The sequence below is a fragment of the Dactylosporangium sp. NPDC048998 genome (assembly GCF_043197855.1).
Lineage (GTDB): Bacteria > Actinomycetota > Actinomycetes > Mycobacteriales > Micromonosporaceae > Dactylosporangium.
In genome coordinates this window covers 437,672-464,270 of record NZ_JBICTV010000002.1, presented here as the reverse complement: position 1 = coordinate 464,270, position 26,599 = coordinate 437,672, and the positions used below count along the sequence as shown (strand labels likewise).

Genomic DNA, 26,599 nt, shown 5'->3' with positions numbered 1-26,599 from the left:
CCCTGCCGGGTCCGCGGTGGCAAGGGCTAACAACCCGCGGTGGAGCTGACGACGAGCGAGTCGTGCTCCGTGCGCAGGGCGACGCCGGCCGCGCCGGCGCGGTACGCGTACACCCTCGGCTCGTCCAGCACCACCGCGGACGCCGGCACCGTCGCGCGGGCCGTGGCGCCGTCGCCCGACGTGACGGCCTCGACCGTCCACAGCGCGCCGCCCGCCGGGCAGCTGAGCCGGTGCGTGCGCCACTCCGAGGCTGGCTTGCCAAGCGTGTCGAGCACCGCCTGCACCGGCGCCCGGTTGGCGTTCTGCGACGGCGGCGTCGCCTCCGTGACCCGCTCGTCCTGGATCCGGCAGCCGGTGTCCGCGGTGAACCGCAGCTGCCCGGGCTCGGGCACGCCGCCGCGCACCGCCACGAAGTTGCCCGCGTCGGCGCTGAGCAGGTCGGTGCCGCCGCTGTGGACGACGGACGCCTTGTATGCCGCGGGCAGGGCCGCCTTGACGCGGTCGAGGGTGGCGCCCTCGGAGGACTTCTTGACGTACACGGTGAGATCCCGGGCAAACCGGGTGCCCTCACGGGCCGAGGTCACCCGGCAGCTCACCTCCGTGCGCCGGTACCCGCCGAGCACCGCCACCGACGACGCCGGGTCGAGGGCCGAGTAGATCCGGCCGAGCGCCCCGTCCACGGTCGGCAGCGCCTCGGCGATCGTGGTCTGCTCGCGGGCGGTCGGCCGGCCGTGGAAGTGCGAGTACAGGGCCAACCCGGCCACGACCGCGGCCCACGCGACGACTCCGGTGACGATCCAGCGCTTCACGGCCGCCATCCTCCCAGCCGGAAAGCGCGACGCCGCCCGCCGGGGTTGGGCCCGGCGAGCGGCGTCACGTTTTGCGTGTGGAGCTCTTCCCGCGAAAACCCCTGCGGCACAGGGCGATTCCCGCCGGAGAATCGTCAGCCGACGGAGACGGCGACCTCGTTGATGCCGCGGTCCGCGGCGAGGGTCGCGTTGCCGTTGCCGGCGCGGGACAGGGCGCGCAGCGTCCAGTTGCCCGGCGCGGCGAAGAACCGGAACTGCCCGGCCGGCGAGGTGACCACCTCGGCGGTGAACTCGCCGGTCGAGTCGAGCAGGCGCACGTACGCGCCGGCCACCGGACCCTCGCCGGAGCTGACGACGCCGGTGATCACGGTTTCCTTCTCGACGTCGACGCTCGCCGGGAGCGGGGCGCTCTGGTCGGGGGCGGCGCAGCTGTCAGCGGAACTCATCGTCATCTACCTCTTCCCTCAGGCCTGGCTGTCAACACTGCCGGGCTCGTCGCCCAGCGCCACGGGCACGCCGACCAGCGAGCCGTATTCGGTCCACGAACCGTCGTAGTTGCGCACGTCGCCGTGGCCGAGGATCTCCTTGAGCACGAACCAGGTGTGCGACGAGCGCTCGCCGATGCGGCAGTACGCGATCGTCGGCTTGGCGTCGTCGAGGCCGGCCGCGGCGTAGAGCTCGCGCAGGTCGTCGTCCGACTTGAACGTGCCGTCCTCGTTGGCGGCCTTGCTCCACGGCACGGACAGCGCCGTCGGGATGTGGCCGGGGCGCTGCGCCTGCTCCTGCGGGAGGTGGGCCGGGGCGAGGAGGCGGCCGGCGTACTCGTCGGGCGAGCGCACGTCGACGAGGTTGTACGCGCCGATGGCGCTGACCACGTCGTCGCGGAAGGAGCGGATCGACAGGTCCTGGTCGTGGACGGCGACGTAGGTGGTGGCCGGGCGGTCGACCGCCTCCTTGTCCAGCGGGCGGGCGTCGAGCTCCCACTTCTTACGGCCGCCGTCGAGCAGCTTCACGTCGCCGTGGCCGTAGAGCTTGAAGTACCAGTACGCGTACGCGGCGAACCAGTTGTTGTTGCCGCCGTACAGGATGACGGTGTCGTCGTTGCCGATGCCCTTGCTGGACAGCAGCGCCTCGAACTGGGCCTTGTTGACGAAGTCCCGGCGCACCGCGTCCTGCAGCTCGGTCTTCCAGTTGATCTTGACGGCGCCGGGGATGTGGCCGCCGTCGTAGGCGGTGGTGTCTTCGTCGACCTCGACGAACACGACGCTGGGCGTCTCGATGTTCTCCTCGGCCCAGTCGGCCGTGACCAGGGCGGATTCGCGACTCATGGGTGTTCTCTCTCCCAGGAACGATGTGGTGGGTTCGAGTCGCCACACGGGCAGGAAGCCGCGCGCGACCCGAGGGGGACGGATCACGGTTTCGGCGATGAGTCTGTGAATGCCTGCGGACGGAGAGCTCGCCGGCCAGACCCACCGGTCTGGGGCGCCGCTGCCTCGAGCCGTATTCAGAGCACGCTGCAGGGCCGCACCATCAAGCGCGGCAACACAGGCAGGTGGCCACGCGGCACAGGTCGACCGCGCGCCGTCGGGTGAGCAGCATGCTCATGGTGTGGCAGCGTAGCATCGCCGAGCGTGCCAGCGCAGCGTCCGCTGGGTCACTGTCCGGTGAGCTTGACGTCCGCGGCGGACGCGCTGACCTGCAGTCCGGCGTCGGTGGTGTTGACGGAGTTCACCACCAGGTTGTACGGCAGGCCGGGCAGCTTCAGGTTGATCTGCAGCCGGTTCTGGTACTGCCTGATGAAGTTGTTGACCTGCGGCGGCAGGCTGCCCTGGTCGGTGTCGACCGACTCCAGCTTCAGGCGCACCTTCCCGGTCTCCACGACCATGCTGCCCCTGGCCACGATGTTGAACCCGACCCCCTGGATCGTGACCGGCACCCGCATCTCGATCTTGTTGTTGACCACCCGCAGGTCGACCTGCGACGGGTCGACCGAGGACGGAAGCCCCGCGACCTCCATCAGCGGCCGCACGTCGTCCCAGCTCATCGACGCGTTTCCAACAACCTCGCTGGCCACGACGTCGCCCTTGCCGTTGAGCAGATCCTGCGCGTCGGCCTTGACCGACCGCGCCTCGACCGTCAGGGTGTCGAGCTTGATGTTGTTCAGCTGCGGCTTGCTGAGCCTGATGGTGATCTTCTGGTACTCACCCGCCACCACCTGCGTCAGGAACGGAAACCCGGCGATCGACACCTGCGGATCACCCTCGTACTTGATGTCCTTGGCCGCGAGCTGGGTGCGCGTCTCCTGGGCGATTCGACCCTCGGCGGCGCTGGCCGCGATTCGATCGACGGCCACGAACACGCCGATCAGGATGAGCGCCAGGACGATCAGCACAATGCCGGCCTTGGCTCCTCGTCGTCTCGCCGCCACGGCGCTCCCTTCGGTTTCGGTTCCAGCCGTCGTACCCAAGCACGAGGATTTCGTACCGCGACAACTCTGGCGCTCCCGGCACCCACTATTGGCGCGAATCCACGACCCGTGCCACCTATCTTGACCGCTTCGCCACATTCGCCCACATTCGAACCGGCCGGCGACCCACGACCCCGCGTGGTCCACCCCGATCGGACACCTCGTGTCCGATTTTTCGCCTGACAGGTGAGAAATCCGGCATGGATGGTGCGCCAGGCGTCGGGCGGGTCGGCGCCCGACAAAGGAGGCGTCAGAGAAGGAGCAGGGTGCTGGCGACGTACGCGGCCGGGGCGGCGAAGGCGATCGCGCCGATCGGGCCCTGGATGTGCCTCGCCAGCCACAGGGCCGGTTCGTCGCCGTCGATGATGCGGCTCGCCTCGGCATACCCCACCGAAAGGTCGACCATGACCGCGACGATCGCGGTGGCCAGGCCCGCCAGGGCGCTCGGCAGGGGGCTGATGCCGTCCAGGTAGTTGCCGATGGCGCCGGCCACGGCCGTGCCGACCATCGTTCCCAGGACGACGCCGGCGCCGCCGCGCGGGACCTGAGGTGCGATTCTCGGCAGGGCGGCGATCGCGTCGCTGAAGCGGGCGATGAACAGCGCCGTGCCGGCCGCGGCCAGGCAGGCGACGATCGCCTGGGTGCCGTGCGGGATGCGGCCGAGCACCACCAGGCTGGCGAAGGCCACGACGCCCAGCGTCACCACCAGCGAGGAGCCGAGCGATTCGGTGACCCGCTGGCGGCCCGCGGGGCGGGTGAGCTGGCCGACGACGCCGATGATGAAGCCGGCGGCGGTCACGTACGCGAGCGGGGCCAGCGACGCCGGCCGGGTCAGCACGGCGGCCACGTCGGTGCCGATCGCCACGGCGATGCCGACGATGCCGACGACCCTCGGCGCGGGCGGGCGGCTCGCGATCGTCCAGACGCCGACGAAGAGGGCCTGGACGCCGAAGATCACCACGGCGTACGACTCATGGCGGGTTTGCGCGCCGACGATGAGCGCGATCGTCACGAGCGCGGCGAAGCCTGCCACGCCGAGCGAGACGAGGCGGCGGACCGGGGGGAGCGGGGCGGTGTCCTCCGGGGTGTCGCCGGTGTCGGCAGGATCATCCGGGAGAGGGTCACCGCCGGGGTGAGGTTCGGGGTGGTGCCCGTTGCTCCCGTTGTTGTCATTGTTCCCGTGGCCGCCGTTGCGCGAGGCGCGGTCGCGGCGGCCGCCGTCACGCCCGGCCGGGTCGCGCCGGCCGGTGTCGCGTCCGGGCTGGTCGCGGCGGCCGGCTTCGCGCCCGGCCTCGTCCCGGCGGCGGCGACGGGAGGCCGGCTCGGTGGCCGGGGGCCAGGGACCGAAGTCCTCGGCGGGCGACGGGGTTGCGGGCACGCACCGATCGTGCCAGAACCGGCCGGTAACGACCCCGGCGGGGATGACCTGGAGGCATCGGTCGCTCGTCATTGCCCCCGCGCGCGAATATCATGTCACCGGAAACGGTGGGGTGTGGCTCAGCCAACTGTCTCGAACTGCGGTTCGACCGGTCGCAAAGCGCGAATACTCAGATATTCTCGTGCGGGATACAACCCACAACCTCCCGTCAGAGTGGCCGGGACCTGTAGCGAGCCGCCGCCCTGTCAGGGGCGCCACAGCGCCCGAGTGATCAGGTGCGCCGCGGCCACGGAGGTGACTCGTGGAGATTCTGCTGCTGACCGCGGCTCCCGCGGGCCAGGTGGTGCTGCCGGGCCTTGACCTGCTGCCCCACACGGTGCGCACCGCACCTCGAGACGTCCGCACACTGGTGAGCGGCCCCAGCCCCGACGCCGTCGTGGTCGACGCGCGCACCGAGCTGGCCGACGCCCGCGCCACCTGCCGCATGCTGCACGCCACCGGCCTCGGTGTCCCGCTGCTGGCCGCTGTCACCGAGGCCGGGCTGGTCGCCCTGCACGCCGACTGGGGCCTCGACGACGTCATTCTCGCCACCGCCGGCCCCGCCGAGATCGAGGCCCGGCTGCGCCTGGCCGTGGGGCGGCTCAACTCCGCCGCGGCCGCGACCGGCGGCATGATCAAGGCCGGCGAGCTCACCATCGATCCCGACACCTACGCGGCGAAGCTCAAGGGCCGCCCGCTCGACCTCACCTACAAGGAGTTCGAGCTGCTGAAGTTCCTGGCCCAGCACCCCGGCCGGGTGTTCACCCGCGATCAGCTGCTGCGCGAGGTGTGGGGCTACGACTACTTCGGCGGCACCCGGACGGTCGACGTCCACGTGCGGCGGCTGCGGGCGAAGCTCGGCTCCGAGTACGAGTCGATGATCGGCACCGTGCGCCAGGTGGGCTACAAGTTCGTCGTCCCGCCGGCCCGTCCGCTGCACGACTCCGAGCCGGTAAGGGTCTGAGGGCGTACGACGAGTTACCGGGCGCGGGCTACATTGATCGGGTGATCCCAGCGCCCGCCGTACGCCGTGCCGAGCACCTCTCCCCGGACCAGGTCGAGCAGGTCCTGGCCCTGATGCGGGCGGCGGGCGACACCGACGGCGCGCTTCCCCTGTCCGAGCACGTCGTGCTGCACCTTCGGCACGGGGGCGAGGTGCCCGCGGTACACCTGCTGGCATACGACGAGGCGCAGGGGCAGATCGTCGGGTACGCCCACGTCGACACGACCGACGCCGTCGAGGGCGCCTCGGCGGAGCTGGTGGTGCACCCGCTGCACCGCCGCCGCGGGCTCGGGCGCGCCCTGGTCACCGCGGCCATGGCCGTCGCCGACGAACGCAACGATGGCCGGCTGCGGCTGTGGGCGCACGGCGACCACCCGTCGGCCTCGGCGCTGGCCATCCGGCTCGGCTTCGACCGCGCCCGGGTGCTGCTGCAGCTGCGCCGCTCGCTGTTCGCGCCGCTCGACGAGGTCGTGCTGCCCGCCGGAGTGCACCTGCGCGCGTTCCGGCCCGGCGCGGACGACGAGGCCTGGCTGGCGCTCAACGCCGCCGCCTTCGCCGAGCACCCCGAGCAGGGCAAGTGGACACTGGACGATCTGCACGTGCGGATCCGCGAGCCGTGGTTCGAGGCCGCCGGCTTCCTGCTCGCCGAGTCGGACGACGGCCGGCTGCTCGGCTTCCACTGGACCAAGGTCCACGGGGAGGAGCACGCCAACCCGCACGAGGACGGGGAGCCGCATGCCCGTGAGCCGATCGGCGAGGTGTACGTTCTGGGGGTTGCCCCGGACGCCACCGGCGGCGGCCTCGGCCGGGCGCTGACCCTCGCCGGGCTGTGGCACCTGCGTGACCGGGGGCTGGCTCAGGTCATGTTGTACGTCGACGAGAGCAACACCCGCGCCCTGGCGCTGTATCAGCGCCTCGGGTTTGTCCGCTGGTCCAACGACGTCTCGTTCCAGCGCACGCTGTAGGGGCGCTGATCACGAGCGGTGAGCGCGATCCTGCCACAAAAGGGACACCGCGCATCACGGCCGGGCGGTTCACCCAATGGCCAACTCGCCTCCGACCAGCCGTCATCTGCGGCCCTGGACCTGTTCACCCTGCGTTCATCCACCTCCAGAGGCATGGTTACCTGCCGCTCTTAGCGTCCCTGTCAGTCGACGACCTGCGTCGGCCTTCCGCCACCTCCCCAGGGCAACGGAAGTCGGTATATCCCCGACGAAGGGACCGCAGTGAACCTCAAGCGGCACGGCCTCATCGCCGGCATCGCGCTCACCGCGACGCTCGCGCTCGCCGCGTGCGGCTCGGACAACAACGAACCCTCGACCTCGGCGACGAACGGCCCGAGCGGCGGGACCGCCGCCGGCCCGACGTGCGCGAGTGGCTCGCTTACCGCTCAGGGCTCGACCGCGCAGAAGAACGCGATGGACGAGTGGATCAAGTCGTACCAGTCGAAGTGCTCGGACGCCAAGATCGACTACCAGGGCACCGGCTCCGGCGCCGGCATCACCGCCTTCTCCGGCGGCACGGCCGACTTCGCCGGCTCCGACTCGGCGCTGAAGGACGGCGACGAGAGCACCAAGGCGGCCACCCGCTGCGGTGGCGCCCCGGCGCTCAACCTGCCGATGGTCACCGGCCCGATCGCGATCGCGTACAACCTCGACGGCGTCAAGGACCTGCAGCTCAAGCCGGAGACCCTGGCGAAGATCTTCAGCGGCGACATCAAGACCTGGGACGACGCGGCCATCAAGGCCGACAACCCCAGCGCGACGCTCCCGTCGACCCCGATCCTCTCCGTGCACCGCTCGGACTCGTCCGGCACCACGGACAACTTCACCGGTTACCTGACCGCGGTCGCCCCCAGCGCGTGGACCGCCGGCAAGGACAAGGTGTGGAAGGCCCAGGGCGGGCAGGCCGAGAAGGGCTCCGACGGCATCGCCGCGGCGCTGAAGAAGTCCGCGGGCTCGATCGGCTACGTCGAGTGGTCGTTCGCCAAGGCCAACTCGCTCAGCACTGCCAAGATCTACAACGGCGCGGGTGAGTACACGGCGCTGACCGCCGAGGCGGCCGGCAAGACCATCGCGGGCGCCAAGGTCACCGGCACCGGCGACGACATGAAGCTGTCGATCGACTACGCCACCAAGGAGGCCGGGGCCTACCCGATCGTCCTGGTGACCTACGAGATCGTCTGCAGCAAGGGCACCGCCGCCGACAAGCTCGCGCTGGTGAAGGGCTTCCTCGGCTACACCGTCAGCACCGACGGCCAGGCCTCGCTGGAGAAGCTGGGCTACGCCCCGCTGCCGGAGACGGTCCGCGCCAAGGTCGAGTCCTCGATCAAGAACCTGGCCTGACAGGAAGACTCCTTGAGCCAGCAGACTCTGCCCGCCACCTCCGCCGGTTCGCCCGGCGGAGGTGGCGGTCTTCCGCCGCGCAAGCGGTTCAGCGGTGACATGTTCTTCCGCGGGACCGCGACGGCCGCCGGCTCGATGGTGCTCGTCATCATCGCAGCGATCGCCGTCTTCCTGGTCGTCAAGGCCATCCCCGCCATCAACAAGGACACGGTCAACTTCTTCACGTACAAGGAGTGGTTCACCGACGGCGACGAGCCGAAGTTCGGCATCGCCGCCACGGTGTTCGGCACGATCCTGACGGCGGCACTGGCGCTGCTGATCTCGGTACCGGTGGCGCTCGGCATCGCGCTGTGCCTGTCGCACTACGCGCACCGGCGGGTGGCCACCACGCTCGGCTTCGTCATCGACCTGCTCGCAGCCGTGCCCAGCGTCGTGTTCGGCCTCTGGGGCCGCGACTACTTCTACGACCCGATCACGGATCTGTCGAAGTGGCTGCACGACGTGTTCGGCTGGCTGCCGATCTTCGGCAGCAACGGCCCGTACGGCAAGTCGGTACTGCTCGGCTCGGTAGTCCTGGCGATCATGATCCTGCCGATCGTCACGTCACTGTCCCGCGAGGTCTTCCTGCAGACCCCACCGGAGAACCAGGAGGCCGCGCTCGCGCTGGGCTCCACCAAGTGGGAGATGATCCGCACGGCCGTCCTGCCGTACGGGCGCGCCGGCATCATCGCCTCGGTCATGCTCGGCCTCGGCCGGGCCCTCGGCGAGACCATCGCCCTCGCCCTCACGCTGGGCAGCGTCTTCGCCATCAACTGGGACGTCCTCGGCCCCGGCGGCATCACGATCGCCTCGAACATCGCCAACCGGTTCGGTGAGGCCAACGACGTCGGCCGCGGCGCGCTCATCGCGTCCGGCCTGGTGCTGTTCGTGATCACCCTGATCGTCAACATGGGCGCACGCGCGATCGTCTACCGGCGCCGCGAGTTCGTCGGAGGCGCTGCGTAATGGCCGTCGAAACCCCCGTCCGGCTAGGCGTGACCGACGCGCGCCAGCTGCGGGCCAAGTCGCTGCCGGCGTGGACGCCCTGGGCGGCCGTCGTGGCGGCGGTGGCCGTGTCGTTCGTGCTGATCAGGCTGACGGACGCCGGCGGCTGGGTGCTGACCGGCGTCGTCGCCGCGATCCTGTTCGTGGTCTTCGTCGGCATCGCGGCGAGCATCGTGGAGGGCACCCGCTCGGCGCGCAACCGCATGGCGAGCGTGCTGATCTACGGCGCGTTCATCCTGGCCCTGCTCCCGCTGCTCTCGGTCGTCTGGACGCTGCTGAGCAAGGGCAGCAAGCGGCTGGACGTGAACTTCTTCCAGACGTCGATGAACAACATCGGCGCCTTCGACGAGAAGGGTGGCGCCTACCACTCCATCGTCGGCACCCTCGAGCAGGCGGGCATCGCCACGCTCATCACGGTGCCGCTGGGCATCCTCGGCGCGATCTACATCGTGGAGTACGGCCGCGGCTTCCTGGCCAACGCGATCCGCTTCTTCGTCGACGTCATGACCGGCATCCCGTCGATCGTCGCCGGCCTCTTCGTCCTGTCGTTCTGGGTGTTCACCGTCACCCCGCTGTGGAACAACGGCAGGGCGGCCTACTCCGGCTTCGCCGCGGCGCTGTCGCTCAGCGTGCTCATGCTGCCGACCGTGGTGCGCTCCACCGAGGAGATGCTGCGGCTGGTGCCGGGGGCGCTGCGCGAGGGTTCGTACGCCCTCGGCGTGCCGAAGTGGAAGACAATCACGAGGATCGTGCTCCCGACCGCGTTGCCCGGCATCGTCACCGGTGTCATGCTCGCGGTAGCGCGTGCCGCGGGGGAGACCGCGCCGGTCCTGCTCGTCGCCGGCGGCCTCAACTCCATCAACTTCAACGTCTTCAGTGGCAACCAGTCCTCGCTGTCCCTGTTCATCTTCGAGCAGGCCGGCGTCGCCTCGGAGTTCGCTCCTGGGCGTGCCTGGACGGCGGCCCTCACCCTGGTCGTGCTCGTCCTGGTACTCACCGTCGCGGCGAAGCTGCTGGCCCGCCGCAACAAGCTCGCCCGATAATCACTGGAGCGCCCCCATGGCAAAACGGATCGAAGCCCACGGCGTCACCTCGTACTACGGATCGTTCAAGGCGATCGACTCCGTGTCGATGACGATCGAGCCCAAGTCGGTCACCGCCCTGATCGGGCCCTCGGGCTGCGGCAAGTCCACCTTCCTGCGGTCCATCAACCGGATGCACGAGGTCCTGCCGAACGCGCGGATCGAGGGCCAGCTCCTCATCGACGGGCAGAACATCTACGACCGTGACGTCGACGTCACGGCGGTGCGCCGGATGATCGGCATGGTGTTCCAGCGGCCAAACCCGTTCCCGACGATGTCGATCTTCGAGAACGTCGTCGCCGGCCTGCGCCTCAACGGCGTGCGCAAGAAGTCGGTGCTGGAGGAGATCGCGGAGAAGGCGCTGCGCAGCGCCAACCTCTGGAACGAGGTCAAGGACCGGCTGGGCCGCCCCGGCGCGGGCCTGTCCGGCGGTCAGCAGCAGCGGCTGTGCATCGCCCGGACGATCGCGGTCGAGCCGCAGGTCGTGCTCATGGACGAGCCCTGCTCGGCCCTCGACCCGATCTCGACCCTGGCGATCGAGGACCTGATCACCGAGCTGAAGAACCAGTACACGATCGTGATCGTCACCCACAACATGCAGCAGGCGGCCCGCGTGTCCGACCGCACCGGGTTCTTCTCGATCGACAAGACCGGGGAGCCGGGCCGGCTCATCGAGTACGACGACACCGCGAAGATCTTCACCAACCCGTCGGTGAAGAAGACCGAGGACTACATCACGGGCCGCTTCGGCTAGGCCGTCGGGCGGATGGCGTCGGCCGGGTCACGGGCCGGCGCCGTCGCCAGGACGCCGTCGATGCCGCCGGCCTCCGCGAGCTCCTGCAGCGTGTACCGCGTCGGCGGCAGCATCGTGTAGCGGCCGTCGGCCGCCTCGGCCGGCGGGCACCACACGGTGTCGTCGGCCTCACCGCCCACGTCCCGGGGCACCTGGCCCTTGGGCAGCAGGGCGAGGAAGAAATACGTGTCGAAGCGCCGCGGCTCGAACTCCGGCGTGATCCAGCGCGACCACGGCACCAGCAGGTCGCTGCGCAGCACCAGCCCGCGGCGGCTGAGGAACTCGGCGAAGCCCAGCTCCCGCGCGATCAGCGCCAGCCGCGCCTCCTCCCAGTCCGGTCCGCTGACGTCGCCGACCACGGTGCTCGCGTCGGGGCCGGCCAGCAGTACACCGGACTCCTCGAACACCTCGCGCACGGCCGCGCACACCACCGAGCGCGCCACCGACTCGTCGAGACGCAGCCGCGCCGCCCACTCCGCCGGCGACGGACCGGCCCAGCCCGGGTGCACCGCCGCATCGCGCGGGTCGACGCCGCCGCCGGGGAAGACGTACATCGACGCGGCGAACGCCATCGTCGCCACCCGGCGGATCAGGTATGCCTCGAACGGCTCCCGCAGCAGCACCACGGTGCTGGCCAGGCGCGCTTCGACGGGCACGCCGCCACGCTCGGCGAAGCGCCGGGCGTGCTCGGCCAGCTCGGGCGGCAGCTGAAACTCGACCATGGGCCCACGTTACGGGGTCGGCCCAGATTCCGGAGCAGCACTGTGGCCGGGGCGGCCGTGGGTGCGGCGGCGCTCCTTCATCTCCGCCTCATACAGGTGCCGCCGCCCGCCGGCGATGTGCTCGCGCGCGGTCCGGTCGAGCTCCCGGAACAGCGCGTAGTACCCGTCGTCGAACTCCTCGACCAGCTGGAACGTCCAGCGGCCGTCGATCACGTTGCGGCCGATCAGCTCCGACTCGATGCGCTCGGCGAGGTCCGGGTGGCCGGCCTCCCGCAGCAGCGACACGGCGTCGTCGAGCATCAGGTCGGCGTGGCCGATGAGCTGGTGCAGGTCGTAGAGGCGGCCGCGGGCGCGCTCGACGGTCTCCAGCGCCTCGCTGAGCTTGCCGAGCGCCTCGACCGTCTCGTCCGAGACGCCGGCGGGGCGCCGGTGGGCCTCGTCCGGGCCGTCGTTGGCAAACGATGTCACCTGCCTAAGCTACGACCATGAGCGATCGCATCCGCTGGGGAATCCTGTCGACCGGCTCCATCGCCGCCACGTTCGCCGAGGACCTGCGGCTGCTGCCGGACGCGGAGCTGGCGGCGGTCGGCTCCCGCAGTGCCGAATCGGCGGAGCGGTTCGCGGCGGCCCACGGCGCCGCCCGGGCCCACGGCTCGTGGCGGGCCCTGGTCGAGGACCCGGACGTCGACGCGATCTACATCGCCACCCCGCACAGCGCGCACTACGAGGCCGCCATGCTCGCGCTGCGGGCCGGCAAGGCGACGCTGTGCGAGAAGCCGTTCACGCTCGCCGTGAGCGAGGCCGAGGAGATGGTCGAGACGGCGCGGGCCGGCGGCGTGTTCCTCATGGAGGCCATGTGGATGCGCTGCATCCCGGCGATCCGCCGCATGGTCGAGCTGATCCGCGACGGCGCGATCGGCGATCCGGTGTCGGTGCACGCCGACTTCGGCATGCAGGGCCCGTTCCCGGAGACCTCGCGGCTGCGCGACCGGCGGCTCGGCGGCGGCGCGCTCTACGACGTGGGCATCTACCCGGTCACGTTCGCGCACCTGTTCCTCGGCGCGCCGAGCACGGTCCGGGCGTGGGCCCGGATGAGCGCCGGCGGCGTGGACGAGAACACCGGCATGCTGTTCGGCTACGACGGCGGCGCGGTCGCGGCGCTCACCTGCTCGCTGCTCGGCGACAGCGCCCGGCGCGGCACGATCACCGGCACGCTCGGGCGCATCGAGGTGCGGCGGGACTTCTTCCACCCGCACGGGTTCACGCTCTGGCGGGGCGAGGAGGCCGAGGAGTTCGACCTGGCGTACGAGGGGCGCGGCTACCAGTTCGAGGCCGAAGAGGTGCACCGGTGCCTGCGCGAGGGCCTGCTCGAGAGCCCGCTGGTACCGCTGTCCGAGACGATCGACATTCTGCGCCTTCTTCATGAGATTTCCGGAATTATCGGACTTGACTATTCGAGCTGAGGGCTGAACGGGGCGGACCGAGCGTCCCGGCGTCGTTACTGTGCGCCGTATGGCTCAGGAACTCCGGGTCGACCCCGACGCGCTGATCAGGCTGGCCGACACCTGCCTCACGGCCGCCGACGAGGTCGGTTCGCACTACCGCACCGGCTTCCGCGACCTGTCGCTGCCCGCCGACGCCTTCGGCAACACCCCGGCCTCGGCCGGCGCGGCGCGGGTCGCCGGCAAGCTGGAGACCCAGGCGCAGGACGCCGTGTATGCGCACGTGCAGATCCTGGAGAGCGACGCCGACCGGCTCCTGCAGGCGGCCTTCGCCTACCGCGAGGCCGACCGGCAGGCGAGCCAGCGCATGGGCGGCTCGCGCCGGGCGCCGGTGTGACGGCCGGGCGGGGAGGCGGTCCAGCGGTGGAGACGGTCCCAGCCAGCGTCACGGTCGACGACGTGTGGGACCTGGCCGCGCGGCCCGAGGCGCTGGGCCGGGCGGCGCTGGCATGGCGGGCGGTCGGCGCCGACGCGCGGGCGGCCCGCGAGGCGCTGGACCGGGCGGCGGCGCCGGTCGGCGGCGGCGAGTGGGAGGGCGCGGCCGCCGACGACTACCGGGCGCACTACAGGCGGTTCGCCGACAGCATCGAGCGGCTGGGGAGGGCCGCGGACGACACCGCGGTGGCGCTCGACGGCGCGGCGGCCCTGCTGCGCGGCGGGCAGGACCAGCTCGACCACGCCTGGGAGCGGGTGGCCGGCGCCGTCGCGCACCGGCGCGGCGGCGGCGCGGTGATGTTCCGGCCGGTGGACGCGGCCCAGGCCGGCGCCGTCCGGGCGGCGGTTGCGGAGGCGGCCGCGGTGCGGGGCGACGTCGAGCGGGGCCTCGCCGACCGGGAGGCGGCGCTCGGCCGGGCACGCGCCGACTGGGAGGTGCTGGCCGCCACCTGGATCCCGGTCATGACCGGGCTGCTCGCCGGGTGGGTGCCGCCCGCACCGGCCGGCGGTGTCGACGCGCGGCTCGTCGGCGGGCTGTTCGTGGTCCAGACCGGCGAGGGCGCCGACGACGTGGTGGTGGACGGGGGATACGTGATCGTCGGCGGGGAGCGCCTGGCGATCCCGCCCGGCGCCCGGCTCGTGCTGCGCACCGGCGGCGGCGACGACACCGTGCGGGTCGAAGGGGACGAGGGCGTGACGGTCCTCGCCGGCGCCGGCAACGACGTGCTCATCGGCGGGGCCGGCGACGACGTGCTGATCGCGGGCGCGGGCGCCGACGTGGTCCGCGCGGGGGCCGGCAACGACCGGGTCAGCCTCGGTCCGCTGGCGCTCGCCGGGCAGCGGCTCGACGGCAAGGAGCGGGCCGACCTCGGGGAGGGCGACGACCGGCTCTGGGGGAGCCTTGGCGACGAGGCCGACGAGGGCGGCTCGGGCGACGACCTGATGTTCGGCGGCGACGGCCGCGACTACCTCGACGGCGGGACCGGCGACGACCTGCTCGTCGGCGGCCGCGGCGACGACACGCTCTACGGCCTCGGCGGCGACGACACCCTGTACGGCGGCGAGGGCGCGGACTACCTGGAGGGCGGTGAGGGCGCCGACCGCCTCGACGGCGGCGAGGGCGCCGACGTGCTCTCGGGCGGCCGCGGCGACGACGTCATGACCGGTGGGGCGGGCGACGACGTGCTGTACTCCGGCGAGGGCCGCGACACGATCGACGGCGGCGCCGGCGCGGACACGCTCTACGGCCAGCCGCAGGACGGGGCCGTCGGCGTCGAGCGGATGACCGCGGCGCAGGCCGGCGGCGACCTGACCGGCTTCGTCACGATCGAGGGCGACCCGGCCTTCCAGGAGCGGGTGCGGGCCGATCTTGAGCTGCTGGCCGCCTCGCCGGACGGCCGGGCGATGCTGGCCGACCTGCGCGACACCGGCGTGCCGCTGCGGATCTCCCCGACTGCCGAGGCCAACGGCCACGCGCACTCGGCGGGCGGCGCGGTTCGCATCGAGTACAACCCGTCGTACGACGGCCTGCTCAACGGCACGCCGCCCGTGGTGGTGCTCTACCACGAGATGGCGCACGCGTACGACTTCGACCACGGGACGTTCAACCGCGACCCCTACAACGGGGCGAGCGGGACCGACCGGGTGGCCGGCTCGCCGGTGCCCAACTACGAGCGCCAGGCCGTGGGGCTGCCGATCGACGACGACGGCGACCCGGACACGCTCAACCGCATCGACCCGCTCCACCCGCTGGAGTACACGGAGAACGGGCTGCGGGCGGAGATGGGGCTGGCGCACCGGGACCGGTACGGCGACGGGTAGCGGCTCAGGAGAACAGCGGGCGGGCCGGCAGGTATATCAGCATCGCGATCAGGGCGGCGCCGGGGAAGGTCAGCACCCACGCGACGAGGATGTTGCCGGCCACCTGCCAGCGCACCGCGGAGAGCCGCTTCGTCGCGCCGACGCCCATGATGGCCGAGGTGATGCTGTGCGTGGTCGAGATCGGCAGGCCCAGCTGCGAGGTGGTGAACAGCACGCCCGCGGCGACCGTCTCGGCGGCGAAGCCCTGCGGCGGGTCGAGGTCGATCACCTTGCGGCCCAGGGTGCGGATGATGCGCCAGCCGCCGGAGTACGTGCCCAGGGCCAGCACCGTGGAGCAGGCCAGGAACACCCACTCGGGGATGTCGGTCTTGGTGCTCTGGTAGCCGCCGACGAACAGCGCCAGCACGATGATGCCCATCGTCTTCGCGGCGTCCTGCATGCCGTGGCCGACGGCCATCGCCGCGGCGGAGACGGTCTGCGCCCGGCGGAAGCCGCGGGTGAGCCGCCGCGGGTTGCCGCGCCGGAACGCCCAGGCGATGGCCAGCATGAACAGCCCGCCCAGGACGAAACCGACCAGCGGCGAGGCGACCATCGGTACGATGACCTTGTCCAGGATGCCGGTCCACAGCACCTTGGAGTCCGTGCCGAACCAGGCGGCGCACAGCGAGGCGCCGACGAGGCCGCCGAAGAGCGCGTGCGAGGAAGACGAGGGCAGCCCGAAGTACCACGTGATGAGGTTCCAGGCGATGCCGCCGACGACGCCCGCGAAGACGATGCCGAGCCCGCTCATGCCGGTCGGCGGGTCGATGATCCCGCCGCCGACCGTCTTGGCGACGTGGCCGCCGAGGTGGGCGCCGGCAAAGTTGCCGACCGCGGCCATGATGAGCCCGGCCCGCGGGCTGAGCGCGCGCGTGGAGACCGATGTGGCGATGGCGTTTGCGGCGTCGTGGAAGCCGTTGGTGTAGTCGAAGACCAGCGCTACCAGGATGACGGCGAGGACTGCGACGAACTGTGCGCTGATGGCTACGACTCCTTGACCACGATGGTCTCGATCGTGTTCGCCACGTGTTCGAAGGCGTCGCAGGCCGCCTCGAGCTCGTCGACGACCTCCTTCATCTTCAGGACCGTCAGCGCGTCGTACTCCCCGGAGAACAGCCGCACGAGCGCCATCCGGTAGGCGCTGTCGCCCTCGTTCTCAAGGCGGTTGCACTCCACCCAGTACGGCTCGAGGTCCTTCATCGACCTGAGCCGGGGCATCGCCTCGGCGGTGAGCCGGGACTGCTGGTCGAGCACCTTGACGATCTCGTGGATCTCGCGGGGCAGTGAAGGCAGTTTCGTGAGGCCGTACAGGTAGAGCAGGCTGCCGACCGCCTCCAGGTGGTCCATCACGTCGTCCAGCAGCGAGCCGAGGCGGTAGATGTCCTCGCGGTCGAAGGGCGTGATGAAGCTCGAGTTGATCTTCTTGTAGAGCTCGTGCGTGATCGCGTCGCTGTCGTGCTCGACCTCGACCAGCCGCTCGCTCACCGACTGCACGTCGGCGCCCGGCACGGCCAGCTCCGACAGCAGGTCGGTGCCCTTGACGAGGTTCTGCGCCGCACGGCTGAAGAGCTCGTAGAACGAATCGTCGCTAGGACGCAGCCTGAACCGCACAGTCGACCTCGAAACGTCAAGAAGGAGCGCCGGGAATCTCTAAACCGAGAATGTTAAGACCCTTCACATCGCTTTGCCGCACCGCGGTCCCGCGCCCGCCTGCGGTTCATGGTGTGTTCACCTGCGATTCATGTAATGCCGGAGGCCCGTTCCGGTGCGTACCGGACCGATGTCGCGCGGTGCTTGTAGGTGCGCCGGGCCGGGCGGCGCCCAGCAGATCGGCGCGCGACCAGTGGAGTCCGGTGAGCACAAAGGTGATCGCGCCCGGGACGACTCGCCCGCCGAGGAACGTGGTCAGGATCGCCGCGTGCGGGCGCAGCAGGCGGTCGAGCGTCTCGTACTCCCGGCCGGTCGCGCGTACCACGCCGGTCTCCGGGTCCGGGTCCGGCTCGGCCCGCACCATGAGCAGGAACGGCTCCGCGCGGCGGGCGTGCACGCGGCCCAGCCGGTTGCCGGCGACCCGCGCGGCCAGCGGCGCGAGCACCGCCTGGTCGAATGTCGGGGCCGGCTCGCCGGGCGGCATCGCGCAGGTCAGCCGCAGCGTCGGGGACGTGGTGTCGGCGTCGATCCGCACGCCGACCTCGATCCCCGCGTAGCCGGCGCGGGCCGCGGCGGCGGCCGGGTCCACGGGTCCGTCGAGCGCCACGTACAGGCCGTTGGCGAGGTACGGGCGACCCCGGCGGAGGCGGGCCGCGGCGAGCGCGGCCAGGGCCCCGCTGGTCGCCAGGCCCACGAGTCCGGTGGCGACGGTCACCAGGGCGTTGTCCATGGAAAAAATGGTACTTAACGTGCATTTCGCACGCCGGTGGAATTGGCCGTGTGAGCGACGCGTTTCTACGCGACCTGCCGTAGCCACGGGTGGTACGCCGAGCCGAACGGCTCCCGCCGGTCGCCGACGGCCGACAGCAGCCAGTCGGCGCTGGCCTGCGCCTGCGCGATGACGTCGGCCGGGTAGGCATACCTGACCTGGTGCACCGCGAACTCGTCCTCGTCGAGCAGCTCGACCGCGCCGCCGCGGCGCCGGCGCACGTCGAGGTCCAGGTCGATCGCCGTGACCTCGGTCTCGCTCGGCCAGTGCGGCACCGTCGTGACGTCGCAGTAGATCTCGGTGCGGTGCGGCACGGCGTTGAAGCACGCCGTCCACCACGCCTGCCGCGGGAAGAGCAGCACGTGGGGCGCCTCGACCGGACCCGTCCGGGTGGTTCCGCGATGCACGGGAGTGCCGGTCGGGGCGCCCAGCCAGATCCCGTGCTCGTCCTCGCCGAGCAGGTCGGTCTCGTAGTTCCAGTGCAGGGAGCCGTCGAACTTGCGGTACATCACGCGCACGCGCTTCATGGGCTTCACGGTACCGATCGTGGTGTGGCCGCCGGATTCTGTCGTACGCAGCGGGTAGCGTGCTCGGACGTGACAGCCTCCCCTCAGACCCGTCGCGCCCGACCGGAAGTGACCGACGTTCTCGCCGCCGCCGTCGGCGCGGTGCCGGACGGCGCCGAGCGCCCCGGCCAGCAGACGATGGCGCGGGCGATCTCGGACGCGGTGGAGAAGGAGGAGCACCTGCTGGTCCAGGCGGGCACGGGCACCGGAAAGTCGCTGGCGTATCTCGTGCCCTCGCTGCTCGTCGAGGGGCCGGTGGTGGTCTCCACCGCGACGCTGGCGCTGCAGTCCCAGCTCGTCGAGCACGACCTGCCCCGCCTCGCCGACGCGGTCGAGCCGCTGCTGGGCCGCCGGCCGACGTTCGCGGTGCTCAAGGGGCGCCACCACTACGTCTGCCTGGCCCGGCTGGAGGGCACCTCCGCGGAGGAGCCCGAGGACGGGCTGTTCGACATCGGGGAGGCTTCGTCGACCAGCCGGCCGACCAAGTGGCTCGGTGAGGCGGGCCGGCTCGGCAAGCAGATCGACCGGCTACGCGACTGGGCGATGGAGACCGAGACCGGCGACCGCGACGAGCTCGACCCCGGCGTCGACGACTCGGCCTGGAAGCTGGTCTCGATGCCGGCCCGCGAGTGCGTCGGCGCGCAGCGCTGCCCCTATGGCGCCGAGTGCTTCGCCGAGGCCAGCCGCGCCCGGGCCCGCGAGGCCGACATCGTGGTCACCAACCACAGCCTGCTCGCCGTCGACATGCTCACCGGCCGGCAGATCATCCCGCCGCACGAGCTGCTCGTCGTCGACGAGGCGCACGAGCTCGTCGACCGGGTCAGCTCCGCGTCGCAGGCCGAGCTGACCCCGGAGCAGCTGGAGCGGGCCGCCCGCCGGTGCCGGCCGTATGTCGACGACGAGGTCGCCGACCGGCTCATGGAGGCTGGCGACGTGCTCACTGTCGCGCTCGCCGAGGTGCCCGCCGGCCGCGTCGTGGGCGCCCTGCCCGATGTGCTCGCCGAGGCCCTGACCCTGCTTGACGCGGGCGGCCGCAAGGCCGTCGAGGCGATCGGCGAGGTCCGGGCCGACGACGCCGACCCGGTCCGCAAGCAGCAGGCGCGCACCATGGTCGCCGACCTGACGAAGGTCGCCCAGCGGATGATCGCCAACGCCGAGCACGACGTCGCCTGGATCGAGCGCGACGACCGCGGCCGGCGCGCGGTCGTCATCGCCCCGCTCTCCGTCGCCGGCACGCTGAGCAACCACCTGTTCAGCGAGCGCACGGTCGTGGCCACCTCGGCGACCCTGGCCCTCGGCGGCCAGTTCGACACCGTGGCCCGCTCGCTCGGCCTGCCCGTCGCGGCCGAGCGCCCTTCAAACGCGGCGACGCCCGCCGAGGAGGCGCGCGAGGCGGTCGTGCGGGCCGACGAGGCGCGCGACACGGCCGGCCTCGAATGGAGCTCGCTGGACGTCGGCTCGCCGTTCGACTACGCCAAGCAGGGCATTCTGTACGTCGCGGCGCACCTGCCGAAGCCGCAGACGTCGGGCCTGTCCGAGGCCGCCGCCAACGAGATGGTCGAGCTCGTGCAGGCGCTCGGCGGGCGGGCGCTCGGCCTGTTCTCCTCGCGCAAGGCAGCCGAGCGCGCCGCCGAGGTGTTGCGCGCCCGCACGCCCGGCATCACGATCCTGCTGCAGGGCGAGGAGTCGCTGCCGATCCTGGTCCGCAAGTTCCGCCAGGACCGCAACAGCTGCCTGCTCGGGGTCATGTCGCTGTGGCAGGGCGTCGACGTGCCCGGCGACGCGTGCCAGCTCGTCATCATCGACCGGCTGCCGTTCCCGCGCCCCGACGAGCCGCTGTCCGCGGCCCGCTCCGATGCCGTCCAGGCGGCCGGCGGCTCCGGCTTCGCCGCGGTGAGCGTGCCGATCGCCGCCGTGCGGCTGGCCCAGGGCGTGGGCCGGCTGATCCGGTCCCGCGGGGACAAGGGCGTGGTCGCGGTCCTCGACTCGCGCCTGGAGCACGCCACGAGCTACGGGCCGTTCCTGCGCAAGTCGCTGCCCCCGTTCTGGTACACCACCAAGCCCGAGATCGTCCGCGGCGCGCTACGCCGTCTCGCCGCGTCGTAGCTTTCTGGGCAGGGCGACGACCATGCCGATCAGGAGCAGGCCGCACGCGACCTGTTCGAGCTTGAGCCAGAGCGGGAACGGGCCCGGCAGCGCGACGATGACCGCGATGGCGACCACCATCACGATCGCGACGATCCGCAGCCGCCGCACGTCCCCCCGGGCCGCGAAGACGTTCGTCAGGGCCGCGCTGGCCACGACGATCGAGCCGCGGATCCACACCGCGGCGTTGACCACGGCCGGATGGTGGCGCAGCGCGACGATGACGGCGAGCGTGACGAGGCTGAGGCCGAGATAGCACCCGGCCAGGATTCTCGGGGTTCGCATCATGCGCCCAGCCTGTGGCCCGCGGCCTGCTCCGCGCATCGGCGCGCGGGTAGAGCCGCGGCTCCAACCCCGGTTGGATGTAGACATGCGCCCGGTGCGGGTTGAATGGCCGACGTGACCTCTTCCGCGCTCGCCACGCTGAACGCGGTCCGGGCGCAGCGGGCCGCCGTCGTGCGCTGGCTGCGGCCGCTGGCCCCGCTTGTCATGGCCGTCGTGGTCTGGGCCGCCTGGACCGCCGAGCCCGCACCGGCGCTGGCCGGCGCCGGGCGCCCGGTCTCGCTCGCCCTGGCCGCGTTCGTCCTGGCCGGCGCCGGCGCGCTGGCCACTGCCGGCCGCGCCGGCCCGGCCCACGCCGGGTGCGTGGCAACGCTGCTCGCCGCCTCGGCCGCCCTGGTCTGGCTGCAGCCCGACGGCGCCGGTGTGGCCGGCATTTTCGTTGGTGTGTCGTTCCTGGCGCCGCTGCTGCGCGGCCACATCGGGATTCCGGTGACGGTCGTCACGGCCGTCGCGATCACGACCGCCCGCCACGGCCCGCTCGTCAGCGCCCTCCTGGACGCGGTCATGGTCGGCGCGTTCTACGGCATGCTGGTGTTCGCGATCCGCCTGGGCGAGGCCAACCGGCAGACCGAGCGGCTCGTCGAGGAGCTCGAACGGGGCCGGGCCGCGCAGGCCGAGGCGGCCGGCCTGGCCGAGCGCCAGCGCCTGGCCCGCGAGATGCACGACGTCCTGGCCCACTCGCTGTCCGGCATGATGCTGCAGCTGGAGGGCGCCCGGCTGCTGGCCCGGCGTGCCCCGGCCGACCCGCGCCTGCCGGCCGCGATCGAGCGCGCGCAGCAGCTGGGCCGGGCCGGCCTGGACGACGCCCGCCGCGCGATCGGCCTGCTGCGCGACGACGAGCTGCCGCGGCTGTCCGACCTGACCGCCGCCTTCGCCCGCGACCACGGCGTGCCATGCTCGTACGCCGAGGACGGCCCCGAGCGGCCGCTGGCCTCGCCGGCCCGGCTGGCCGTGTACCGGGTCACGCAGGAGGCCCTCACCAACGCGGCCCGGCACGCCCGCCCGTCCCGGGTAGCGGTCCGGCTCTCCTACCAGCCGGCGGCGGTACGGTTGGTCGTCGAGGACTTCGGCGTCCCCGCCGCAGCACCCGAGCCCGGCGCCGGCTACGGCCTGACCGGCATGCGCGAGCGGGCGGAGCTGCTTGGCGGCACACTGACGGCGGCGCCGACGGAGACCGGCTTCCGCGTGGAACTGGAGGTCCCGGCGTGACACGAGACCGGCGGCCGACCGTGCACCCAGCCCTGCCCCCGACCCCGCATTCGGAGCGGATATGTCCGCCACTCCGTGGCGGACATATCCGACATTTCGGTTATGCGGGGTTCTGTGTGGCGGCATTGTCACGGGACACGGCGGCACGGGGCGTGGTGGCGCGGGCGGGGGGCGTGCGGTGAGCATCAGGGTGCTCGTGGCCGACGACCAGCGGGTCGTACGGGAGGGGCTTGCGCTCGTCCTCGGCCTGCTGCCGGACGTCGAGGTGGTCGGCGCGGTGGCGGACGGGGTCGAGGCCGTGGCGATGGCCGAGCGGCTGCGGCCCGACATCGTGCTCATGGACCTGCGCATGCCGCGCTGCGACGGCGTCGAGGCGACCCGGCTGCTGCGCGAGCGGCGGCCGGAGGTCCGCGTGGTCGTCCTCACCACGTACTCCGACGACCGCTCGGTGCTCGACGCGCTCCGGGCCGGCGCCCGGGGCTACCTCACCAAAGAGGCCGGCGGCGACGAGATCAGCGCGGCGCTGCGGCGCGTCCTCGACGAGGGTGCCGCCATCGACCCGGCCGTGCAGCACCACGTGCTCAACGCGCTCGCCCGGCCCGAGCCGCCGGCGCGGGAGCGGCTGACCCCGCGCGAGGCCGAGGTGCTGGGGCTCGTGGCCGAGGGGTTGTCCAACACGGAGATCGCGCACCGGTTGTACATCAGCGAGGGCACGGTGAAGAGCCACATCAACCACCTGCTCGCCAAGATCGACGCGCGGGACCGGGCGCAGGCGATCGCGTACGCCTACCGCAGCGGCCTGGCCACCCCGTCCGGCGACGACGGTGGATGACGCCGGCACGCGGGGTCGCCGCATCGGCGGGCTTCTCGCGTAGGCTGCCTTGCCGTGGGACAGGTGAAATCGGCGGGGTCCGAGTTCCTGACCGGGCTGCGGCTGCTGGGGCGGGGCTTCGCGCGATACGGGCGCAGTCCGAAGCTGTTGCTGCTCGGCGCGATCCCGGCCGTCATCACGTGCGCGCTGTTCGTCGTCGGGTGGGCGTTCCTGATCATCTACATCGACGAGGTCGCGGCGGCCGCGACGTGGTTCGCCCACGACTGGTCCGACGGGTGGCGCAGGCTTGTCGAGTTCGGCGCCGGGGCCGGCATCCTCGTGGTGGCCGCGCTGATCTCGGTGCTCACGTTCACGGCGATCACGCTGCTCATCGGCGACCCGTTCTACGAGGTCATCTCCGAGAAGATCGAGGACGGGCTGGGCGGGACGCCCGGGGCCGTGAACCTGCCGTGGTACCGCACGCTCTGGCCCAACCTGGTGGACTCCATCCGGCTGATCGCGCTCGGCATCGCGGTGGCGATCCCGATGTTCCTGCTCGGGTTCGTGCCGATCGTCGGGCAGACCGTCGTGCCGGTGCTCAACGCGATCGTCGGCGGCTGGCTCATCGCCGTCGAACTGACCGGCATCCCGTTCAACCGCCGCGGCCTGCGCCTGCGCGACCGGCGCAAGATCCTGCGCGCCCACCGCTCTCTGGCGCTCGGCTTCGGTATCCCGGTCTTCCTCGTGCTGCTGGTGCCCGTGGCGGCGATCATCGTGGTGCCGGCCGCGGTCAGCGGCGCCACGCTGCTGACCCGCCGGGTGCTCGGCCTGAACATCGGGGAGGAGCCGGCGAGCGCGCCTCACGCTGTTGCGCGGTGACATCACCCAGCAGCCCGTCGACGCGATCGTCAACGCCGCGAACTCCACATCCTTGTGCTCTTCGACGAGCAGACGCGCCGCCTTGCCGAGCGGATCCGGCAGGCGCGCGGGTGATCAGGCGAGCAGGCCGCGCAGGAGCGTGGCGTCGCCGCTGACCAGGAGCGTGTCGAACGGGACGCGGCCCCACAACGCGAGGGACAGGTCGCTGGCCGAGCCGCTGGCGGTGGCGCGCTCGCGGTGGTCGTCGGAGTCGAGCAGCGTGTCGGTGTCGAGCAGGGCGATGCCGGCGCCGCGCAGCCGGACGTACCACACCTGATCGACGTCCGTCGCGTGCAGCGCGATCATGCCGGCCCGGTCGACGGGGCCGCCGCGTCGGCCGGAGGGCAGCCAGGTGTCGAGCACCTCGGTGACGTTGTCGCTGGCGAGCCGCGCCTCGATCGGCTCGGCGAGGCCGCCGGCCATCTGGGCGTCCCAGCGGTGGATCGACGTCTCGTGGGCCATCCGGCGGTGCCAGAAGGATGCCTTCTTCGCCTGGGGCGCGAAGTTCCAGGCGGGCAGCTCCGGGTCGACGGCGTCGAGCGTCGCCACGAGCTCGGTGAACGCGTCGGTCCACGCCGCCGCCGCGTCGACCCCCTCCGGCAGCGGGTCGGTGCGCCGGGGCTCGGGCTTGTCGAGCAGCCCGCGGGCGATGTGGCCGGTGACGTACGAGTACACCAGGCTCAAATGCCACGCGAGATCGCCCACGCTCCACCCCGGACAGCTCGGCACCGGCGCGTCGAGCGGCGTGCCGTTGTTGAGGGAGGCGCGAAACGCGTCACCCTCCGCGCGAAGGGCGGCCAGCCAGATGTCCTTGGTGAGCTGAGGCTTGCTCATAGGCAACAAGATTAGGGCACCGCTTAGGCTGGTGCGGTGTCCGAACCCGCCACCCTTGCCGCGTTCACGACCCTGCGCCTCGGCGGCCCAGCGGGTCGCCTGATCGAGACGACCACCGAGGCGGAGACCCTCGCTGCCCTGCGCTCCGGCGGCGACCAGCTGATCCTCGCCGGCGGCAGCAACGTCGTGGTCGCCGACGAGGGCTTCCCCGGCACCGTCGTCCTGCTGCGTCAGCTCGGGACGAGCGTCGAGATTCACGACGGCGTGGTAACCCTGACGGTTGCCGCCGGTCACCCATGGGACGGCGTCGTCGCGACGGCGGTGTCGAACGGGTGGTCCGGCATCGAGTCGCTGTCGGGCATTCCCGGCTCGGCCGGCGCCACCCCGATCCAGAACGTCGGCGCCTACGGCCAGGAGGTCGCCGAGACCATCGCCGAGGTCCGGGCCTACGACCGCGAGCGCGACGAGATCGTCACCATGCCGGCGGCGGCGTGCGCATTCGCCTACCGCACGAGCGTCTTCAAGCACAACGCCCGGTTCGTGGTGCTGGCGGTGACGTTCCGGCTGGCCGTCTCCGGGCAGTCGACGCCGATCGCGTACGCGGAGCTGGCCCGCGCGCTCGGGGTGGAGCAGGGCGCGACGGCGCCGCTGGAGGAGGTACGGGCGGCGGTACTGAAGCTTCGCGCCGGCAAGGGCATGGTCCTCGACCCGGCGGACCCGGACACGTATTCGGTCGGCTCCTTCTTCACCAACCCGGTCATCCCGGCCGCGGACTTCGAGCGGGTGCGCGAGCTGGCGGCCGAGCTCGGCACCCCGCCGTCGTGGCCCGCCGGCGACGCGGTGAAGCTCAGCGCGGCGTGGCTCATCGAGCGGGCCGGCTTCGCCAAGGGCCAGGGCGACCCGGCGCGCGGGGTGGCACTGTCCGGCAAGCACACCCTGGCCCTGACCAACCGCGGCACCGGCACGACGGCGGCCCTGCTGGACCTGGCCCGCGAGATCCGCGCGGGCGTTTCCGCACGCTTCGGCGTCGACCTGCATCCGGAGCCGGTCCTGGTGAACTGCGCGCTGTAGCCCGCCACAACCGATCATGCGCTCGCGTCACGGAGTGGCGGACATGTCCGCGAGCCCTCATGGGGCGACGGCCGCGTAGGGCACCGTGATCTCGCCCAGTCGCCAGCGTGACGGGCGGTCGAGCACCGGCCAGCCCGCCTCCCGGGCCGACTCCACCGCGCGGCGCCAGCGCTGGCGCGGGCCGAAGACGGACAGCGGGGCCGCCGCCCGCCAGCCGGCGTCCAGCGCGGCCAGCAGGGCGTGGATCCGCTCCCCGGGGACGTTGTGGTGGATCAGGCACTTCGGGAGGCGTTCCGCGAGCGTGCCCGGATTGTCCAAGTTGGCGAGGCGGCTCGCCAGGGTCAGGGTGCGCGGGCCGGCGGGGGAGACGAGCACCCACGCGGCCAGCCGGCCCAGTTCGTCGCAGGTGCCCTCGACCAGCAGGGCGCCCGTCGCGGTCATCGCCGCCCAGGCCGCGGGCACGTCGGCCTCGTCGTACTGGCGCAGCACGTTGAACGCGCGCACCAGCGTCGGGCGCAGGCCGGCCAGCTCGAAGCCGCCGAGGCGGAACTGCAGATCCGGGGTCGCGTACGGCTGCGCGGCCGCCACGCGCTCCGGGTCGATCTCCAGGCCGACGACCGGGACGCCGAGGCGCGCCCGCAGCTCGATCGCGGTGATCGGCGAGGCGCCGTAGCCGAGGTCGACCACGAGCGGGTCCGGCGCCCGGCGGAGCACCCCGCCGAGCGTCGCGGCGATCCAGTTGTCGACCCGGCGCAGGCGGTTGGGGTTCGTGGTACCGCGCGTGATCGACCCGACCGGTCTCATG

29 protein-coding genes are annotated in these 26,599 nt (G+C 72.1%); 14 read left to right on the top strand and 15 right to left on the bottom strand.

The window, feature by feature from the left end; genetic code table 11:
- Positions 1-26: 26 nt before the first annotated feature.
- The 6 genes from ACGFI8_RS06190 to ACGFI8_RS06165 all read right to left on the bottom strand — a co-directional run bounded on the left by ACGFI8_RS06190 (position 27) and on the right by ACGFI8_RS06165 (position 4,654).
- Positions 27-809, bottom strand: coding sequence for a hypothetical protein (locus ACGFI8_RS06190; protein WP_392800674.1), 783 nt, complete (start codon positions 807-809; stop codon positions 27-29).
- A 134-nt stretch (positions 810-943) separates the two neighbouring features.
- Positions 944-1,261: a DUF1416 domain-containing protein gene (locus ACGFI8_RS06185; RefSeq protein ID WP_392800671.1), complete on the bottom strand. Its 318-nt coding sequence runs from the start codon at positions 1,259-1,261 to the stop codon at positions 944-946.
- A gap of 12 nt (positions 1,262-1,273) precedes the next feature.
- On the bottom strand, positions 1,274-2,137 hold the full coding sequence (locus ACGFI8_RS06180; RefSeq protein ID WP_392800668.1) for a sulfurtransferase: 864 nt from the start codon (positions 2,135-2,137) through the stop codon (positions 1,274-1,276).
- Between the two features lie 202 nt (positions 2,138-2,339).
- On the bottom strand, positions 2,340-2,408 hold the full coding sequence (locus ACGFI8_RS06175) for a putative leader peptide (protein ID WP_392801228.1): 69 nt from the start codon (positions 2,406-2,408) through the stop codon (positions 2,340-2,342).
- Between the two features lie 55 nt (positions 2,409-2,463).
- Positions 2,464-3,237, bottom strand: a complete 774-nt coding sequence (locus tag ACGFI8_RS06170) for a DUF2993 domain-containing protein (RefSeq protein WP_392800665.1) — start codon at positions 3,235-3,237, stop codon at positions 2,464-2,466.
- Positions 3,238-3,526: 289 nt separating this feature from the next.
- Positions 3,527-4,654 carry a hypothetical protein gene (locus ACGFI8_RS06165; RefSeq protein ID WP_392800663.1) on the bottom strand — a complete coding sequence of 376 codons (1,128 nt, stop codon included), beginning with the start codon at positions 4,652-4,654 and terminating at the stop codon, positions 3,527-3,529.
- 301 nt (positions 4,655-4,955) lie between these two features.
- On the opposite strand from ACGFI8_RS06165, the gene ACGFI8_RS06160 reads away from it, so the two are divergent.
- The 6 genes from ACGFI8_RS06160 to pstB all read left to right on the top strand — a co-directional run bounded on the left by ACGFI8_RS06160 (position 4,956) and on the right by pstB (position 10,921).
- The gene (locus tag ACGFI8_RS06160) at positions 4,956-5,657 is read left to right on the top strand and encodes a winged-helix domain-containing protein (RefSeq protein ID WP_392800660.1); all 702 of its coding nucleotides are present in this window, start codon (positions 4,956-4,958) and stop codon (positions 5,655-5,657) included.
- A 32-nt stretch (positions 5,658-5,689) separates the two neighbouring features.
- Positions 5,690-6,661: a mycothiol synthase gene (gene mshD, locus ACGFI8_RS06155; RefSeq protein ID WP_392801225.1), complete on the top strand. Its 972-nt coding sequence runs from the start codon at positions 5,690-5,692 to the stop codon at positions 6,659-6,661.
- A 261-nt stretch (positions 6,662-6,922) separates the two neighbouring features.
- A complete protein-coding gene (pstS, locus tag ACGFI8_RS06150; protein ID WP_392800657.1) occupies positions 6,923-8,041 on the top strand; it encodes a phosphate ABC transporter substrate-binding protein PstS in 1,119 nt (372 codons plus the stop codon).
- Positions 8,042-8,140: 99 nt separating this feature from the next.
- The gene (gene pstC / locus ACGFI8_RS06145; protein ID WP_392801223.1) at positions 8,141-9,046 is read left to right on the top strand and encodes a phosphate ABC transporter permease subunit PstC; all 906 of its coding nucleotides are present in this window, start codon (positions 8,141-8,143) and stop codon (positions 9,044-9,046) included.
- The gene (gene pstA, locus ACGFI8_RS06140) at positions 9,046-10,128 is read left to right on the top strand and encodes a phosphate ABC transporter permease PstA (protein ID WP_392800654.1); all 1,083 of its coding nucleotides are present in this window, start codon (positions 9,046-9,048) and stop codon (positions 10,126-10,128) included. The genes pstC and pstA overlap by 1 nt, the downstream gene beginning before the upstream one ends.
- Before the next feature lie 16 nt (positions 10,129-10,144).
- A complete protein-coding gene (gene pstB, locus ACGFI8_RS06135; RefSeq protein ID WP_392800652.1) occupies positions 10,145-10,921 on the top strand; it encodes a phosphate ABC transporter ATP-binding protein PstB in 777 nt (258 codons plus the stop codon).
- Here the strand turns inward: pstB and ACGFI8_RS06130 are convergent.
- Both ACGFI8_RS06130 and ACGFI8_RS06125 read right to left on the bottom strand, forming a co-directional pair.
- Positions 10,918-11,682: an NUDIX hydrolase gene (locus ACGFI8_RS06130; protein ID WP_392800650.1), complete on the bottom strand. Its 765-nt coding sequence runs from the start codon at positions 11,680-11,682 to the stop codon at positions 10,918-10,920. The two genes, pstB and ACGFI8_RS06130, sit on opposite strands and share 4 nt — an antisense overlap.
- A 9-nt stretch (positions 11,683-11,691) precedes the next feature.
- Entirely contained in the window at positions 11,692-12,150 is a 459-nt protein-coding gene (locus tag ACGFI8_RS06125) for a hypothetical protein (RefSeq protein WP_392800647.1), read from the bottom strand.
- Between the two features lie 17 nt (positions 12,151-12,167).
- Here ACGFI8_RS06125 and ACGFI8_RS06120 point away from each other — a divergent pair, with 17 nt between their 5' ends.
- Genes ACGFI8_RS06120 through ACGFI8_RS06110 form a run of 3 tightly spaced genes read left to right on the top strand, consistent with a single transcriptional unit; the run spans position 12,168 to position 15,440 of the window.
- Positions 12,168-13,145 (top strand): Gfo/Idh/MocA family protein, encoded by a 978-nt coding sequence (locus tag ACGFI8_RS06120; protein WP_392800645.1) that lies wholly within the window; start codon positions 12,168-12,170, stop codon positions 13,143-13,145.
- Between the two features lie 49 nt (positions 13,146-13,194).
- Complete coding sequence (locus ACGFI8_RS06115) at positions 13,195-13,521, top strand: hypothetical protein (RefSeq protein WP_392800643.1); 327 nt, start codon at positions 13,195-13,197, stop codon at positions 13,519-13,521.
- Positions 13,522-13,547: 26 nt separating this feature from the next.
- Positions 13,548-15,440, top strand: a complete 1,893-nt coding sequence (locus tag ACGFI8_RS06110; protein ID WP_392800641.1) for a M91 family zinc metallopeptidase — start codon at positions 13,548-13,550, stop codon at positions 15,438-15,440.
- A 4-nt stretch (positions 15,441-15,444) separates the two neighbouring features.
- Here ACGFI8_RS06110 and ACGFI8_RS06105 read toward each other — a convergent pair whose 3' ends face one another.
- The 4 genes from ACGFI8_RS06105 to ACGFI8_RS06090 all read right to left on the bottom strand — a co-directional run bounded on the left by ACGFI8_RS06105 (position 15,445) and on the right by ACGFI8_RS06090 (position 18,425).
- Positions 15,445-16,461 (bottom strand): anion permease, encoded by a 1,017-nt coding sequence (locus ACGFI8_RS06105; RefSeq protein WP_392801220.1) that lies wholly within the window; start codon positions 16,459-16,461, stop codon positions 15,445-15,447.
- A gap of 2 nt (positions 16,462-16,463) precedes the next feature.
- The gene (locus ACGFI8_RS06100; protein WP_392800638.1) at positions 16,464-17,090 is read right to left on the bottom strand and encodes a DUF47 domain-containing protein; all 627 of its coding nucleotides are present in this window, start codon (positions 17,088-17,090) and stop codon (positions 16,464-16,466) included.
- 106 nt (positions 17,091-17,196) lie between these two features.
- Positions 17,197-17,859, bottom strand: coding sequence for a hypothetical protein (locus ACGFI8_RS06095; protein ID WP_392800636.1), 663 nt, complete (start codon positions 17,857-17,859; stop codon positions 17,197-17,199).
- Between the two features lie 65 nt (positions 17,860-17,924).
- Positions 17,925-18,425: a DUF402 domain-containing protein gene (locus ACGFI8_RS06090; protein WP_392800634.1), complete on the bottom strand. Its 501-nt coding sequence runs from the start codon at positions 18,423-18,425 to the stop codon at positions 17,925-17,927.
- A 177-nt stretch (positions 18,426-18,602) separates the two neighbouring features.
- Here ACGFI8_RS06090 and ACGFI8_RS06085 point away from each other — a divergent pair, with 177 nt between their 5' ends.
- Positions 18,603-20,570 carry an ATP-dependent DNA helicase gene (locus ACGFI8_RS06085; RefSeq protein WP_392801217.1) on the top strand — a complete coding sequence of 656 codons (1,968 nt, stop codon included), beginning with the start codon at positions 18,603-18,605 and terminating at the stop codon, positions 20,568-20,570.
- Here ACGFI8_RS06085 and ACGFI8_RS06080 read toward each other — a convergent pair.
- Entirely contained in the window at positions 20,547-20,897 is a 351-nt protein-coding gene (locus ACGFI8_RS06080) for a hypothetical protein (protein WP_392800631.1), read from the bottom strand. The two genes, ACGFI8_RS06085 and ACGFI8_RS06080, sit on opposite strands and share 24 nt — an antisense overlap.
- A 111-nt stretch (positions 20,898-21,008) precedes the next feature.
- Between ACGFI8_RS06080 and ACGFI8_RS06075 the strand changes: the two genes are divergently transcribed.
- The 3 genes from ACGFI8_RS06075 (at position 21,009) to ACGFI8_RS06065 (ending at position 23,850) form a co-directional block, all read left to right on the top strand.
- Positions 21,009-22,160: a sensor histidine kinase gene (locus ACGFI8_RS06075; RefSeq protein ID WP_392800629.1), complete on the top strand. Its 1,152-nt coding sequence runs from the start codon at positions 21,009-21,011 to the stop codon at positions 22,158-22,160.
- Between the two features lie 178 nt (positions 22,161-22,338).
- Positions 22,339-22,992, top strand: coding sequence for a response regulator (locus tag ACGFI8_RS06070; RefSeq protein ID WP_392800626.1), 654 nt, complete (start codon positions 22,339-22,341; stop codon positions 22,990-22,992).
- Positions 22,993-23,046: 54 nt separating this feature from the next.
- Positions 23,047-23,850 carry an EI24 domain-containing protein gene (locus tag ACGFI8_RS06065; RefSeq protein ID WP_392800623.1) on the top strand — a complete coding sequence of 268 codons (804 nt, stop codon included), beginning with the start codon at positions 23,047-23,049 and terminating at the stop codon, positions 23,848-23,850.
- 114 nt (positions 23,851-23,964) lie between these two features.
- Here the strand turns inward: ACGFI8_RS06065 and ACGFI8_RS06060 are convergent, their stop codons facing one another.
- Positions 23,965-24,723 carry a maleylpyruvate isomerase family mycothiol-dependent enzyme gene (locus ACGFI8_RS06060; protein ID WP_392800620.1) on the bottom strand — a complete coding sequence of 253 codons (759 nt, stop codon included), beginning with the start codon at positions 24,721-24,723 and terminating at the stop codon, positions 23,965-23,967.
- Between the two features lie 36 nt (positions 24,724-24,759).
- Between ACGFI8_RS06060 and ACGFI8_RS06055 the strand changes: the two genes are divergently transcribed.
- A complete protein-coding gene (locus tag ACGFI8_RS06055) occupies positions 24,760-25,794 on the top strand; it encodes a UDP-N-acetylmuramate dehydrogenase (protein ID WP_392800617.1) in 1,035 nt (344 codons plus the stop codon).
- A gap of 57 nt (positions 25,795-25,851) precedes the next feature.
- Here ACGFI8_RS06055 and ACGFI8_RS06050 read toward each other — a convergent pair whose 3' ends face one another.
- Entirely contained in the window at positions 25,852-26,598 is a 747-nt protein-coding gene (locus tag ACGFI8_RS06050; protein ID WP_392800614.1) for a class I SAM-dependent methyltransferase, read from the bottom strand.
- Position 26,599 lies beyond the last annotated feature (1 nt).